Raw genomic sequence first — 13,459 nt, 5'->3', positions numbered from 1 at the left:
GCTCAAAAAACTCCATAGTAAGAAAAAAAGTAAGCAGGTGAGAAGATGCATACGGTTTGGAAGGGCAGCATTTCATTTGGGTTGGTCAATATTCCAATAAAGCTTCATACTGCCACTGAAAACAAAGATATTAAACTGCGCCAGCTGCATAAGGAATGCCATGCGCCAATCAATTATAAGAAGGTTTGCTCCGGCTGTGAAAAAGAAGTGCAGAACGAGGACATTGTAAAAGCGTATGAGTATTCGAAAAATAAATTTGTTGTGCTTGATGAGGAAGAGCTTGAAAATCTTAAAAAAGAAAACGAAGACAAAGCAGTAGAAATTATCGACTTTGTAAAGCTTCAGGAAATTGATCCAATTTATTTTGAAAAAAGCTACTTCATGGCACCGGACACCGGAGGTGGAAAAGCCTACACTCTTTTAAAGAAAGCCTTAGAGGAATCGGGTAAAATTGGCGTCGCCAAAATAATCATTCGATCGAAGGAGCAGCTTGCGGTAGTACGGGTTTATCAGGATACGCTCGTCATGGAAACCATTCACTTTCCAGATGAGGTTAGAAGCTCAAAAGACGTACCGAATATTCCGGAGGATGTCACGATTGTCAAAAAGGAACTGGATACGGCCCTTTTGCTTATCGATCAGCTGACTACGGATTTTGAGCCTGAAAAATACACAGACGATTACCGTACCGCTTTAATGGAGCTGATCGAGCAAAAGAAAACCGGAAAGAAAACGGTATCGGCTGCCGAGAAAAAACAGCCGACAACAGCCGCAAACGTTACAGAGCTTATGGCGGCTCTACAAGCATCAGTGGAAAAAACAAAAAAGAAAAAACCCGCCGCAAAAAAACGTACCACCCCTACGAAAACAAAGAAAAATGCTTAACTAAAAGCATACTGGGCAACATAAAAAGCGAGCCGAAGCTAAAATGCTTTGGCTCGCTTACTTCATTCATCCATTTCTTAAATCGCTATAGCTGGTCCAAAGAACTCGTAATGAACCTGTTCAGCAGGAACACCGATTTCTGCCAGGGCATTAATCACTGCTTTCATAAAAGGCACCGGTCCGCAAACATAAAAGGAGCTTTGTTGATCCACAATTTGTTTTAAGATTTCTGGTGTCAGGTAGCCGGTAAAGTCACTGACATTGTCTCCTTGCTCATAAACCACATAGCTCTTGCCATTTTGTAGTGAATCAGCAAGTGCAGCAACTTCTTTTGCAAACGCATGGACCGCCTGGCTGCGTGCTGCATGAATAAAGGTAACCGGACGCGCTGAGTTTTGCTGTGTAATCGACTCGAGCATACTGTACATAGGCGTCACTCCAACGCCTCCGCTTATAAGCGTAATCGGAGCTTGGTCATTTACATCAATATAAAAATCACCAGCTGGAACGCTTACAAAAATGGAATCGCCTTCTAATAAATTCGTGTGAAGATAAGGAGAGACTGTTCCATTTGGATCCTGTTCATCCTCCCGTTTAACAGAGATTCTGTAATAATCAGGTGTATAAGCAGAGGACAGGCTGTACTGCCGGTTTTGCGTATAGTTTTCTCCCGGTATTTGAAGCTGAACGGTAATGTATTGACCAGGAAGGTAGGAAGGAAGAGCTGATTTATCTGCCGGTTTTAAATAAAAGGAAGTAATGACTGAGCTTTCCTCAACTTTTTTGGTAATAATGAATTCTTTAAATCCGTTCCAGCCGCCTTCTATGGCTTCTGCTTCCTTGTACATTTCTTTTTCTAAAGAAATAAATACATCAGCGATGACACCGTATGCTTCAGCCCATGCTTGCAATATTTCTTCTGTTGCCCCGTCCTGCAGGACTTCCTTGATTGCCTTTAGCAAAAATTCCCCTACAACCGGGTAATGCTCAGGCTTAACCCCAAGGCTTCGGTGCTTGTGAGCAATTTTTCCAACCGCAGGCAAGATGGCTTCAAGCCGTTCGATGTTAACGGCAGCCGCATACACAGCGTTAGCGAGCGCGGTTTGCTGCCGGCCCTGCTTTTGATTCGTATGATTAAAAATGTTGAGCAGTTCAGGGTGCGCGTCAAAAAGCATTTGATAAAATTTTGTTGTGATTTCAGTTCCTGTTACTTCTAAAACAGGCGCAGTTGCTTTAATAATATCCATTGTTTTTTGAGATAGCATGGAGAGCACTCCTCTATTTAAAAGATATATTTTAAATGCATCTTTAATATACTCTTATGAAATGTAAAAGCAATGAGGTGCTGTTATGTTTAATTAATTCGTCACAATTGAACAACCACTTTACAGAAGCGTATACTTAAATGACAAAGTTTAAAGTGATAAATAGACTAATTTCTTTATAGATAAAGGTGAGTGTCATGAAGTTAACCTTATATACTGATTATTCACTGCGTGTTTTAATTTACCTGGCTGCTAAGAGGGAAAACGAGCTCTCAACGATTCAGGAAATTGCCGGTGCTTATCAGATTTCGAAAAATCATCTTGTAAAAGTGACCCATGAGCTCGGGAAAATGAGCCTGATTGAAACAGTGCGCGGGAGAAATGGGGGGATCCGTCTTGCTAAGGATACTGCAGAAATTAATATCGGTGCAGTGGTTCGGAAGACAGAAGAGGATTTCCATCTGGTGGAATGCTTTGATCCAAAGAGCAATCAATGTGTCATCTCGCCTGTTTGCGGTTTAAAGCATGTCCTTCATAAGGCGCTTGAAGCGTATTTTGTGGTGCTTGATGGATATACGCTTGAAGATCTGGTGGAAAATCCATTCGAACTGCAGGCTTTATTTGCGATTACAAAAGAAAAATAGAAGGCTGAAACGGAGTGCCCGTTTCAGCCTTCTATACTTTTGCCTAAAGCCTTTTTAGTCTCTATTTTAGAACGAGAAAATTTCTGTCATTTCGTAATAAGATATTTAAATAGCCTATAAAATAAATTATAATATAATTGTAATGAATATGGACATAAATTCCTTTTATTAAGTTAATTTTCCAATAAAGCTTTTAAAGATGATTATATATAGGAGTTCTGCCGCCTCTCATCTTCGGAAATGTGCATAAAATAATTATAGGGTACCTGCTGCCTTTAGAGCTTGTGCGTGGGTGCTTATGTTAAGAGGTGTATGTTTGGAAAACATTATTGCTTATTTATCCTTATGTTTCTCAGCGTGGTTAATGGGTTTCCTGCCAATGCTTGAAATCTATGTTGCGCTGCCGGCCAGCATGTTAATGGGCCTTGATCCAATGTCTTGTGTGTTTTGGACCGCTTTAGGAAATTTTATGCCAATTCCGATCATTTTATATTTTTATGATACACTTAGAAAATGGAAAAAAGCGAGTCGTCTGTTAAACAAAATGGAAAATCATCGCTTTAACCGTACATTAATTCAGCATGGCGCCTGGATGGTTCTGCTGGCTACTCCAATCATCGGATCATGGACAGTCGGGATTTTAGGACGCAGCCTTGGAATGAGCAAAACGAAACTCTTTGTGGTTTCACTTTGCAGTATCTGTATGTATTCCGTTATCTTAGTCATTATTACGATGCTTGGTGTAGAGCTAATAAAAGAATAGCGCCCATTTCATAAAGGACAGTCCCCGTTTGCACACGTATAACGTGAATGAACGGGGATTGTCCTATTTTTTATGAGATATACTATGATGATTATCGTACAATCAATCCAACCTTCTAATTGACCTTTTCTGAAAGCCCATGTATCGACTGAATGACTGCTTCAAGCTTTGCTTCGATCCGATGCAGGAGATAAAGGGTTACGATGATCGGGAATCCAACTTCGCTCACAAGCTTAATCCATTGGTCCATATGGTGTTCTCCTTTCTGAAAAAGGCAGTCAGCTCGTCGCTGACCGCCTTTTAGTGATAGGTTACTAATGTTTTTCTTTCATTTTAGCCCAATTCAACCGCTTCAGTACCTCGCATAACAACACGGGCGCCTTTAATACCGGTAAGCGCTCCAGAAGGTGTGATAAAAGCATTTCCTGCGATGATGCTTTCCATCGCTGCTTTTACTACAGCAGGATCAATTGGCTCTTTTGGCGATTCAACAGATAAGGTAGAAGTTGCGCCTTCCTCTGTTTGAAATTGAATCTCTAGTGATTTATTCATTTACTCTCCTCCTCTCTAATGGCAGACCGAATTAAATAGACTGGATTTGGGCTGTTTCGACCCGTTCAGTATCCATCAGACTGTAGCTGCTGAGGGAAGCGAATGCCCGAGATGTAATGAATAGCTCATCAGCTGAAGCACCAAGACGAATACGGCTTAAGGTTTTACGTTTAATATTTGGAGAACCATCTTCCTTTAGTCCATCCACAAAAACAAGTCGAAGCTTTACATCAGAAACGTGTGCTTGTGCCATAGTTGCTCACCTCCTTTCACTTTCTATATAGCTGCAGGAAGTGAAAAGAGATACCCTCACATTTCGAAAAATAAAGATACAGAGGGAAGAATGAGGAGAATAATGCATTACGGGTGCCTACGAAGTGCCTACGAGGTGCCTGTCACCACCCGAAATATGTCGAGTGGTGACAGGCTATTTCGCCCTGTGATATTCAGGAAATAGTATAAACGCAAGAAAAAGCCCTTGTATTCAGGGCTTTTTCTTTTTGTGTTTTAAAACGGGTCAATACTGATGAAGAGGCGGCGGAACGAGCCATCCTTTTTCTTTGCTTAATTCAAGAATTCTTGCACCAAGAGCTATTTTTTCACTATGGAATTGAGCAAATAATAAGGCAACGTCCTCACGAATTGATTGGCCGATAATTTGGCTGCATGCAATCAGACCGGCCGCATTTCCCATTTGAATAGAAGAACATACTTCTATATCCTGAAAACGGGCTCCTACAGGGATTTCATCAACTTTTGCAACCGGGCGTGATGGAGGAGTTGGAGGCAGACCAATTTGATTTTCACGAAGCAGTTCTTCAACCTGGCTGATTTCTTTTTCACCAAGCTGAATGGCATCCTCAATAATCCGCTGTAAATCACGGTCTCCTGCATGATTGAGCATTGTCTGTTTAGCTGCTACAGCCGCTTTCGCAGTTGAAAGATACGTCCATGCTCCAAATACTTCTCCGTAATGCATAGGCTCTGTTTTAGGATTTCCGCTTAAAATACCCATTATGTTCCTCCTCATTGAATTAAACTTTCGTCCTGTCTACAGAAATTTAGTACAGTAGACCTGATTATCATGCCCGGATTAATAAATCTTATGAAAGGCAATCCAGAAAGCGGGAATGAATTGCCAGGGCTTCTTAACATAATTGACTTAATGGTTTTTCTTGTACTTTTACAGGTAAAATTGTTTATTGCCATGCGTTAAATGATATACTAGAAAAAAGGGCAATTTGGTCGAATTCAGTCAAATTTCTTAGAAGGATTTTATTTACTATGAAGTCATAATAAGATATCTTTATTTATTGGATTAAAGATTCAAAAAAAGGTCAATGATGAGATAAGGTAAGAGTTCTCTAACAACTACTTTCAGCCCGCAGCTAAAAGCTGTACACCCGACCCCGATTCCACGAGAAACACGAACCATAACGGAGGAAGCAACATGAAAAAAGGAGATATTATTCTCTATAATGGAGAAGAGCATACAATCCTTTCGATTGATTCAAAAAATTTTTGCACATTAAAACGCAAATTGACACCTATGACAATTGAACTGGTACACCTTAAGGACATTCGTCAATGCCCGATTATGAGCAATGCGCATTAAAGATGTACAGACTTGGAAGCAGTGTTCTTTTTTTAATAAAAAAGCAGGCCCAGGATTAATCCCTGAGTCTGCTTTTTCTCATTTGAAAAAGCAGCTTCCCGCAACTAATTAAAGCTAATGACTTATTAAATAATCATATAGATTTCATATTTTGTAAGTAATTACTAGTGTTTCTTCGTTATAATAGGATAATAACCACTTAATAGTCTGATAATCACAAACCTTAAAAGAGGAGATGCAAATGACTTTATCTAAATCGGTTTCATCGTTTTTAAATGATTTTTCGCGCCGTGTGAGATTTATTCTTCCACAGAAAGCTGTGGGAATGTATATATATGGATCTGTTGCTTTAGAAGCATTTAATAGTAATAAAAGTGATCTGGACTTTGTTGTGTTTCTTCAGGAGGAATTAGATAAAAAGGAGCTTCGGGCACTTAAGGAGCTCCATCGCCAGCTCGTAAAGACAAGTCCGTATGGAGAGAAACTGGACGGGATGTACCTGCAGGAAAACCATGCAGGCAAGGATAACAAGAACCAGCCGCAGTATCCCTACTGTGAAAATGGGAAAATTAAGACAGGCTACTGGGACGTGAACGGGATTACCTGGTGGATGATTAAACACCGGGGCATTGATCTTTTCGGTCCCCCGGCTGAAGAGCTTGATCTTGAAGAATCCTTCGAACAGGTAGAAAAGACGCTCGATTATAACCTGACTTATTACTGGGCAGACAAAGCAGGGAGCCGGAAGAATTTTGTGAAGGACGAGGATGTGGAGTTTGCTGTTTTAACTATTGCCCGCATTCTTTATTCAATTGACCGGAAGGATATTGTCTCAAAGGAAGCTGCTTTGAACTGGCTGCAGGGACAGTCTATGGAAAAATGGGAAACCCTTCTTTCTGAAGCCAAACGGCTGAGAACAGGGAATCAGGAAAAAATGCTTTATTCAAATCGTACGGCTCGTGCAAAGGAATGCCGCCTGTTTGCAGAAGAAATGATAAAAAACTATAAGGAAAGTAAATAGCTGCCATACAAGAAAGGACCGCTAATGACTGCGGTCCTTTTTCTTATGAACAAGCAGCTAATTTCAAATTGAGATGACTATTTGAATTTGTTCTGAATATACTCACTAGGTAAACTCTGCTTGAGAGGTGAGATACGGATGACACATGAGAAAACCCCTTTTAGAAGGTCATTTACGCCTTTTCGTGGATTATATGACCCTTGTCCGCCGCTGCTGAAAAAAACATATGTTGTTCCCCCAAATCTTTTTATTGGCTTTCAGCCCCCGGACTTTCCTCAATTTTCAGCTATAGACGCATTAAAAACAGGTACGCTCTGGACGCCTTTTTATGATTACTATGATAATCCCTATAAAAAGTAAGGGAGGTTCCTCTATTGACTCACTCTCTATCCAAGGAATATTACAGAGATCTAGAAGAAATACAGGCTGTTGATTTTGTACTCTTTGAACTTGCCTTATATTTAGATACTCATCCAACAGATTCCCAGGCGATTAAGCAGTTTAATCAATATGCTCTTTACAGTCTGAAATTAAAAACCGCTTTTGAAAGCCTTCATGGACCATTGCGATTCGGAACGCCAAATAGAAATGAAAAAGTGTGGGAATGGAGTCAGTCCCCATGGCCGTGGCAAGTATAAAAAATTGAGGTGAATGAGTTATGTGGACATATGAAAAAAAGCTTATGTATCCGGTAAAGGTAAGCACCTGTAATCCAACTCTCGCTAAGTATCTGATGGAGCAGTACGGAGGAGCGGATGGAGAGCTTGCTGCAGCACTGCGTTACCTGAATCAGCGTTATACGATTCCAGATAAGGTGATTGGACTCTTAACAGATATTGGTACAGAGGAGTTTGCTCATTTAGAAATGATTGCCACGATGATTTACAAGCTTACAAAAGACGCCACGCCGGAACAGCTGAGAAAAGCCGGCCTTGCTGAGCATTATGTCAGCCATGACAGTGCGCTATTTTACAATAATGCTGCCGGTGTTCCGTTTACTGCCGCCTACATTCAGGCGAAAGGGGACCCGATTGCTGATTTATACGAGGATATTGCTGCAGAGGAAAAAGCAAGAGCTACCTACCAGTGGATCATTGATCAATCAGATGATCCTGATTTAAATGACGGGCTGCGTTTTTTACGCGAAAGGGAGATCGTCCATTCCCAGCGTTTCAGAGAGGCAGTAGAGATCATTTCTGAGGACAGGGATCAGAAGAAGGTGTTTTGACTTTTTATAGATGAAATGCTAAAAGTTGTGCTGACAACAGCACATCTTTTAGCATTCAGTAAGCTGACGCTCCACCGCCCCAGAACCCAAATAGAAACACCATAATACTGCCCAGAATAGACAAGAAAAAGTAGACCGCACCTTTTTTATATGAGCGGTTTCTAAGCAATTGAACCATTTCTACACTAAAAGTAGAGAAGGTGGTAAACGCTCCAAAAAAGCCGATGCCGGCAAACAAATATAATGGATCTTCATAAGCATTTAACGGAAGTCTTCCATACAGAAGACTGAAAAATAATCCCAATCCAAATGACCCCAGCAGGTTCACAATGATCATGGCAAAAGGGAGAGAAGGGGAAGGAAACTTATTTTGGATAGCCTGTCCGATTAAATAGCGCGAGACAGCTCCAATTGCGCCGCCGATACTTAGCCATAAAAGGTTCATGCGGGATGAGACACCTCTTTTCCATTACTCCATTTTTCACCCAGCACAAGGCCGATGAATGCCAGAGTCAGGCCGCCGAATAAAGAAATGAATAAATAAGTCAACAGACCGGCTGGTGAACTTTCCTGTGAAAGGAAGAAGGTGTCTGCTGCGAGCGTCGACATCGTAGTAAATCCTCCGCAAAATCCAACGCCAAGACCGAGCTTTACCCAATCTTTAACTTTCCGGTGAAGCACCCATCCAGTCAAAAAGCCAAGCAGCAGGCTTCCAAGTAAATTTTCAAGCACAGTCCCGACCGGATGCCCCGCCCAGATCGACAGTGTATGAACGTTTAAGAAATAACGGCAGAGAGTACCGGCTGCTCCGCCTGCCGCTATTGCGATACAATTTTTAACGAGCATAAAGACGCTCCTTTTTAATGGTCTGTTATGGAGTAGTTTACCACAGCAGAACCCTCGTGATTAAATCATACTGAACGTAAATAAAACACGCAGTTTTTACGCTGCGTGTTTTATTTATCAAGAAACTATTTTTTTGCATGCTCTCTAACCGGAAACCATCCAGGTGTATTAATAATGGCCTGCCACAATTGAGCCGGAACGGTAAGTTCTTCACGGTCGTTAACGGAAATGTCTGTCCGGATTTGATCGGCTTTACCGTTAGCCGCTTTTTCTACCCACTTTGGCTCCATAATAAGCTCACGGCCAAGGGATACGAGTGGAACACCGCCGCTCATCGCTTTTTCTACATCTTCTGGCGTATGCAGTGATCCAACGCCAATTACTGGAATTTGTTCACCGACACGATCCTGAATTAATTGAACGCGTGATGCTTTATCTTCCTTATTACGCATAGAACCGGCGTAAAAGTCCTGTACGGAAACATGAAGATAATCGATCTCTTCTTTAACGAGACGGTCCACAAAAGCGAGTGTATCTTCCATAGTGATACCCGGATTCTCCATTTCCTCAGGAGATATTCGATAGCCGACAATAAAGGAAGAATCGCCTTTATCTTTTGCCGTCTTCCGCACTTCATCTACTACTGCCAAAGGAAATGTCATGCGTTTCTCAAGAGAACCGCCCCATTTGTCCTCGCGTCGATTTGAGTGAGGAGAGAAAAACTGCTGCAGCAAATACGTATTGGCTCCATGAATTTCAACACCGTCAAACCCTGCTTCAATCGCACGGCGGGTAGCGTCTCCAAATGCTTTTATAATATGTTCAATTTCTTCGTTTTCTAATTCGCGGGGTGTCGCTGCACCATCACGCAGAGGAGCAACAGCGCTCGCACTTACGGTTTGATTATCCGGCAGCAGCTCCGGCGGTGCCATACGCCCGCCATGAAAAATTTGAAGGATGGCTTTGGCGCCTTCATTTTGGATGGCTTTGGCAAGAGAAGACAAGCTCCCCACCAGCTCATCACGGTCAACACCTATTTCCCCGTGGAATCCCTTGCCGTCTGCTGTCACATTTGCACAAGCAGTAATGACTGTGCCGACACCGCCTGAGCGTACGCGGTAATAAGCAAGCTCTTCTTCAGTTACTTCGCCATTATCACTTGAAGCAAAGTTCGTCATCGGCGCAAGCATAATTCTGTTTTTAAGTGTCACGCCATTTTTAAATGTATATGGTTCCAGAAATGGTGCAGTCATGTTGAGTGCCTCCTTTAAAATTAGTTCATGTGAAATAATTGTACAAGAAGTAGTATACGCCGATTTATTTTGTTACAAAAGGAAACTGCTCACGCAATGAGGGGGAGGCATTGGAGTAGGAGGACGAAGACGGAGGAGGTATTGGTGATTCTGACACTGGTCCTTCAGTAGAAATAGGCTTGAATACCTCTTTTTTTAAAAACCAATTTTCACCAAAGAATTTATGATAAACTATTTCTACAATAGAATCGTTTCTCAAGGGTGGTCAGCACATCCCGCTGAAAAGGGGGTGATGCTGTTTGACAACTTTCGAAGGAATCATGATGATGATTGCGTTTTCCGGTCTCGTCGTTTCGATTTTGTCGTTTAACAAAAAAGAATAATCCACCCTTGAGTTTGGCGGCTCGGGTGGATTATTTGTTGTCTGCTTACGCTGTCCCCTTTTGAGGGCGTTCTATTGGGGGCGTCTGGTGTGTCTGCACCAGGCGCCTTTTATTTAGTATAGTATACCACACGTAAAATAATGAGTACCCTTTAAAAGAAACTTCACCGTCTGGGGCTTCATTTATAAAGTTATGTTTAAAAAGAAGAAGACAGCGGGAAAATAATATAGGTATACCAAAAAAAGCTGGCCCCATGATAAGGAGGTCCTCTATGAATAAAGCTAAAGCTTCTTTGCTTTTTTTTATTGGCGGTGTGATTCTATGGCTGGTTAAAATCGTTTTTGGACTTGAACCCCCGATTTGGTTAACATTCGTATTAGGGGCAGCGGGACTTGCTTTTGCGATTGCAGGTCGCCATACGGTTTTAATTATTTGTAATAGTGCACTGATGATCAGTGTGTTTATATTGATGCTTGTGGAAAATTATTTTCAAGGGTAAAAAGACTCCGACATGATCTACCCTCATGTCGGTTTTTTTATGTAAAAACAGTTGATAAATCGGAATGTATATGATTTACTAGTTATTAAAACGTAATGGTTACGATTTAAGGAGGAATTAAAATGGCTAAAAAGTCGAAAGTAGCAAAAGAAAAGCAGCGCCAGGAAATGGTGCTGAAATATGCAGACCTCAGAAGAGAACTAAAAGAGAAGGGGGATTATGAGGCACTAAAAAAGCTTCCTCGTGACTCATCTCCGACCCGTTTGAAAAATCGCTGTGAGGTTACCGGGCGGCCTAGAGGGTATCTGCGTAAATTCAAGATGTCCCGTATTGCCTTTAGAGAATATGCACATAAAGGCCAGGTGCCGGGTGTAAAAAAAGCAAGCTGGTAAGTGCAAAGTGCAGAATCAGGTACTCGAAAGCTCAACTTAAAAAAGGGGAGATCCGTATGAATGGACACCTAATGGAAATATTGGCCCGGGAAATTGTTGAATCCCTCCCTGAGTTAAAACGAAATCTTTATCAATACATCGTAAATGTAGAGGACTCCCTCGCTGCCCGTTCTGCTACATCAGAACAATTCATGGCGCTGTTAGTCAAAACCGCTCCTCACCAGCAGGCAGCAGAGCATTTCGGATTGAGCTGTGAAAAGGTAATAATGCTGATGAGACAAATTGAAAAGGACATAGATGACCAGTTGAATGATAAAATTAAAAAAGCACGATGGATGGACAAGACCGAAGAAATGAGGCAAATAACCGGCAACACAGATGAAAAGAAGACTTATTTTCTATTTACCATTGAGAGATAGAAAAGTGAGCGGTGAAAGAGGTTGAGAATTAAGTCTCAGCCTCTTTTTTGTGTCTGCAAAATTTTAATTTAATTCCAGCAACAGAGTAATAATGCCTGACCATTTACTCTGTCACTTCTCAAGTATACATCCTCCTTTATAAGGCAATGAATAAAAAGATAAAGGACACTACAAAAAGGGATGTGAACGGCATGGGTTTTGGGAAGGTTTTGAGCAAATTACTTAAGAAAAAAGCACCTGTCCCCACCGGAAAACCTCAAGCCACAAGTAAAAGCAGACAATCAGAGCGGGTATCACTGGAAGCTATAAAGAATAATCTGACCGATATTGCTGACGTTAAATATAAACAAATAAAAACAATAAATGGATTCGTTACACTTATCTATTATGAGTCCCTGGTCGACACTCAGGTTTTACACCAAATGGTTGTCGGTCCTATATTGCGTCAACAGGAAACAGTCATTCATGCCGCAGAAAAAGTGGGTGAGAATGATCTTAATCAATTGTTAGACCTCATCACTACCGGCTATACCATTATTCATCTTCATCAAAACAGCACATTTTATGCCTTAAGTACCTTTAGTGCTGAAAACCGTGCAATTCAGCAAACGGAAACAGAGTCCACAGTGATCGGTCCTCAGGATGCTTTCACAGAATCATTAAACACTAACCTTTCTTTAATTAAGAGGCGGATCGCAAACCCTGAATTGAAAAATAAAAGCTATGAATTAGGGTCAGAAACGAAAACAAAGGTTGCGGTTTTATACTTAAATAACTTAGTCAATCGAGAAAACCTGGACCGTTTATGCAAGAAGCTTGAAGAAATTGATTACGATGGGTTTATGGATATTTCAATGCTCAAGCAGTTAATTGAAGATCACCCTTATTCTCCCTTCCCGCAGTACAATATGACGGTACGGACAGATATGGCCGTTCAGTATTTACTGGATGGCAGAATTGTTGTGGTAATGGGGAACAGCCAGTCAGTCATTATCGCCCCTACCTCGTTTTTTGAACTGTTTGTATCGACAGAGGATTATTATAATCGATGGATGACGGCAACCTTGCTTCGAAGTCTTCGTTTTTTTGGTTTTTTTATTACCATTATTTTAACTCCAACCTACATATCTGCACTTACGTATCACCCTGAGCTGCTCCCATTTGAGTTGCTTATGAACCTTCAGGAATCTCGGGACAGGGTTCCCTTTCCGCCGGTTATTGAGGTGCTTTTTATTGAACTGGTCATTGAAATCCTGCGGGAAGCCGGATCGCGAATGCCGACTAAAATCGGTCAGACAATCGGTATTGTAGGGGGGATTGTAATTGGGACGGCAGCGGTTGAGGCGGGTCTTATCAGTAATATGCTTACCGTTCTGGTGGCTATTTCTGCACTTTTGTCCTTCCTGCCTTCAAATTTTCTAATGAGTAATACCAGCCGTTTTATCCGCTATATCTTTATCTTATCTGCAGGATTATTTGGCTTATATGGTCAAATGCTTGCACTTGCCTGGTTGTTCATCCATTTACTCAACTTGACTTCACTTGGCAACCCTTATTTAACACCAGTCATTCCGAGAAAGTGGACAGATCTTCTGGACAGTGTGGTTCGTCTGCCGCTTGGGCTGCTGCAATATAAAAAAGGAATCTCAAGGGCAAAAACGAAAAGAATACGGCCGCTGGATGAGGAGTGAGCA

Annotated in this window: 21 protein-coding genes; 13 read left to right on the top strand and 8 right to left on the bottom strand. The window is 41.5% G+C overall.

What is annotated here, in order from left to right; genetic code table 11:
• Positions 1-45 precede the first annotated feature (45 nt).
• Complete coding sequence (gene ku / locus C4B60_RS08380; RefSeq protein WP_104057550.1) at positions 46-885, top strand: non-homologous end joining protein Ku; 840 nt, start codon at positions 46-48, stop codon at positions 883-885.
• Between the two features lie 77 nt (positions 886-962).
• On the opposite strand, the gene hmpA is transcribed toward ku, so the two are convergent.
• Positions 963-2,150 carry an NO-inducible flavohemoprotein gene (gene hmpA / locus C4B60_RS08375; RefSeq protein WP_104057549.1) on the bottom strand — a complete coding sequence of 396 codons (1,188 nt, stop codon included), beginning with the start codon at positions 2,148-2,150 and terminating at the stop codon, positions 963-965.
• A 197-nt stretch (positions 2,151-2,347) separates the two neighbouring features.
• On the opposite strand from hmpA, the gene C4B60_RS08370 reads away from it, so the two are divergent.
• Together C4B60_RS08370 and C4B60_RS08365 are read left to right on the top strand one after the other, a co-directional pair.
• Complete coding sequence (locus tag C4B60_RS08370) at positions 2,348-2,794, top strand: RrF2 family transcriptional regulator (RefSeq protein ID WP_104057548.1); 447 nt, start codon at positions 2,348-2,350, stop codon at positions 2,792-2,794.
• A 316-nt stretch (positions 2,795-3,110) separates the two neighbouring features.
• Positions 3,111-3,557, top strand: coding sequence for a small multi-drug export protein (locus tag C4B60_RS08365; RefSeq protein ID WP_167578615.1), 447 nt, complete (start codon positions 3,111-3,113; stop codon positions 3,555-3,557).
• 115 nt (positions 3,558-3,672) lie between these two features.
• On the opposite strand, the gene C4B60_RS08360 is transcribed toward C4B60_RS08365, so the two are convergent.
• The 4 genes from C4B60_RS08360 to C4B60_RS08345 form a co-directional block, all read right to left on the bottom strand.
• Positions 3,673-3,807 carry a YvrJ family protein gene (locus C4B60_RS08360; RefSeq protein ID WP_104057546.1) on the bottom strand — a complete coding sequence of 45 codons (135 nt, stop codon included), beginning with the start codon at positions 3,805-3,807 and terminating at the stop codon, positions 3,673-3,675.
• A gap of 83 nt (positions 3,808-3,890) precedes the next feature.
• The gene (locus C4B60_RS08355) at positions 3,891-4,109 is read right to left on the bottom strand and encodes a DUF2922 domain-containing protein (protein ID WP_104057545.1); all 219 of its coding nucleotides are present in this window, start codon (positions 4,107-4,109) and stop codon (positions 3,891-3,893) included.
• 31 nt (positions 4,110-4,140) lie between these two features.
• Positions 4,141-4,362 (bottom strand): DUF1659 domain-containing protein, encoded by a 222-nt coding sequence (locus C4B60_RS08350; protein ID WP_104057544.1) that lies wholly within the window; start codon positions 4,360-4,362, stop codon positions 4,141-4,143.
• 264 nt (positions 4,363-4,626) lie between these two features.
• A complete protein-coding gene (locus C4B60_RS08345) occupies positions 4,627-5,124 on the bottom strand; it encodes a DUF3231 family protein (RefSeq protein ID WP_104057543.1) in 498 nt (165 codons plus the stop codon).
• Positions 5,125-5,559: 435 nt separating this feature from the next.
• Here C4B60_RS08345 and C4B60_RS21395 point away from each other — a divergent pair, with 435 nt between their 5' ends.
• From C4B60_RS21395 to C4B60_RS08325, 5 genes are all read left to right on the top strand, one after another.
• Positions 5,560-5,724: a hypothetical protein gene (locus tag C4B60_RS21395; RefSeq protein ID WP_167578614.1), complete on the top strand. Its 165-nt coding sequence runs from the start codon at positions 5,560-5,562 to the stop codon at positions 5,722-5,724.
• Between the two features lie 241 nt (positions 5,725-5,965).
• A complete protein-coding gene (locus C4B60_RS08340) occupies positions 5,966-6,745 on the top strand; it encodes an aminoglycoside adenylyltransferase domain-containing protein (RefSeq protein ID WP_167578613.1) in 780 nt (259 codons plus the stop codon).
• A 138-nt stretch (positions 6,746-6,883) separates the two neighbouring features.
• The gene (locus tag C4B60_RS08335; protein WP_104057541.1) at positions 6,884-7,105 is read left to right on the top strand and encodes a spore coat associated protein CotJA; all 222 of its coding nucleotides are present in this window, start codon (positions 6,884-6,886) and stop codon (positions 7,103-7,105) included.
• A gap of 14 nt (positions 7,106-7,119) precedes the next feature.
• Positions 7,120-7,383 (top strand): spore coat protein CotJB, encoded by a 264-nt coding sequence (locus C4B60_RS08330; RefSeq protein ID WP_104057540.1) that lies wholly within the window; start codon positions 7,120-7,122, stop codon positions 7,381-7,383.
• Positions 7,384-7,403: 20 nt separating this feature from the next.
• The gene (locus tag C4B60_RS08325) at positions 7,404-7,973 is read left to right on the top strand and encodes a manganese catalase family protein (protein WP_104057539.1); all 570 of its coding nucleotides are present in this window, start codon (positions 7,404-7,406) and stop codon (positions 7,971-7,973) included.
• 55 nt (positions 7,974-8,028) lie between these two features.
• Here the strand turns inward: C4B60_RS08325 and crcB are convergent, their stop codons facing one another.
• From crcB to C4B60_RS08310, 3 genes are all read right to left on the bottom strand, one after another.
• The gene (gene crcB / locus C4B60_RS08320) at positions 8,029-8,418 is read right to left on the bottom strand and encodes a fluoride efflux transporter CrcB (protein ID WP_104057538.1); all 390 of its coding nucleotides are present in this window, start codon (positions 8,416-8,418) and stop codon (positions 8,029-8,031) included.
• Positions 8,415-8,819, bottom strand: coding sequence for a fluoride efflux transporter FluC (locus C4B60_RS08315; protein WP_104057537.1), 405 nt, complete (start codon positions 8,817-8,819; stop codon positions 8,415-8,417). Before C4B60_RS08315 ends, crcB begins: the two co-directional genes overlap by 4 nt.
• A gap of 125 nt (positions 8,820-8,944) precedes the next feature.
• Positions 8,945-10,072, bottom strand: a complete 1,128-nt coding sequence (locus C4B60_RS08310; protein WP_104057536.1) for an NADH-dependent flavin oxidoreductase — start codon at positions 10,070-10,072, stop codon at positions 8,945-8,947.
• Between the two features lie 299 nt (positions 10,073-10,371).
• Here C4B60_RS08310 and C4B60_RS21975 point away from each other — a divergent pair, with 299 nt between their 5' ends.
• The 5 genes from C4B60_RS21975 to C4B60_RS08290 all read left to right on the top strand — a co-directional run bounded on the left by C4B60_RS21975 (position 10,372) and on the right by C4B60_RS08290 (position 13,456).
• Positions 10,372-10,455 carry a putative holin-like toxin gene (locus C4B60_RS21975; protein ID WP_408606141.1) on the top strand — a complete coding sequence of 28 codons (84 nt, stop codon included), beginning with the start codon at positions 10,372-10,374 and terminating at the stop codon, positions 10,453-10,455.
• A 271-nt stretch (positions 10,456-10,726) separates the two neighbouring features.
• Positions 10,727-10,954 (top strand): hypothetical protein, encoded by a 228-nt coding sequence (locus C4B60_RS08305; protein WP_104057535.1) that lies wholly within the window; start codon positions 10,727-10,729, stop codon positions 10,952-10,954.
• Between the two features lie 122 nt (positions 10,955-11,076).
• Positions 11,077-11,346, top strand: coding sequence for a 30S ribosomal protein S14 (rpsN, locus tag C4B60_RS08300; RefSeq protein ID WP_104057534.1), 270 nt, complete (start codon positions 11,077-11,079; stop codon positions 11,344-11,346).
• 71 nt (positions 11,347-11,417) lie between these two features.
• On the top strand, positions 11,418-11,765 hold the full coding sequence (locus C4B60_RS08295) for a hypothetical protein (protein ID WP_167578612.1): 348 nt from the start codon (positions 11,418-11,420) through the stop codon (positions 11,763-11,765).
• Between the two features lie 209 nt (positions 11,766-11,974).
• Positions 11,975-13,456 carry a spore germination protein gene (locus tag C4B60_RS08290; RefSeq protein ID WP_245153912.1) on the top strand — a complete coding sequence of 494 codons (1,482 nt, stop codon included), beginning with the start codon at positions 11,975-11,977 and terminating at the stop codon, positions 13,454-13,456.
• Positions 13,457-13,459: the final 3 nt, after the last annotated feature.

The sequence above is a fragment of the Jeotgalibacillus proteolyticus genome (genome assembly GCF_002926065.1).
Lineage (GTDB): Bacteria > Bacillota > Bacilli > Bacillales > Jeotgalibacillaceae > Jeotgalibacillus > Jeotgalibacillus proteolyticus.
This window is presented reverse-complemented; position numbering and strand designations above follow the sequence as displayed.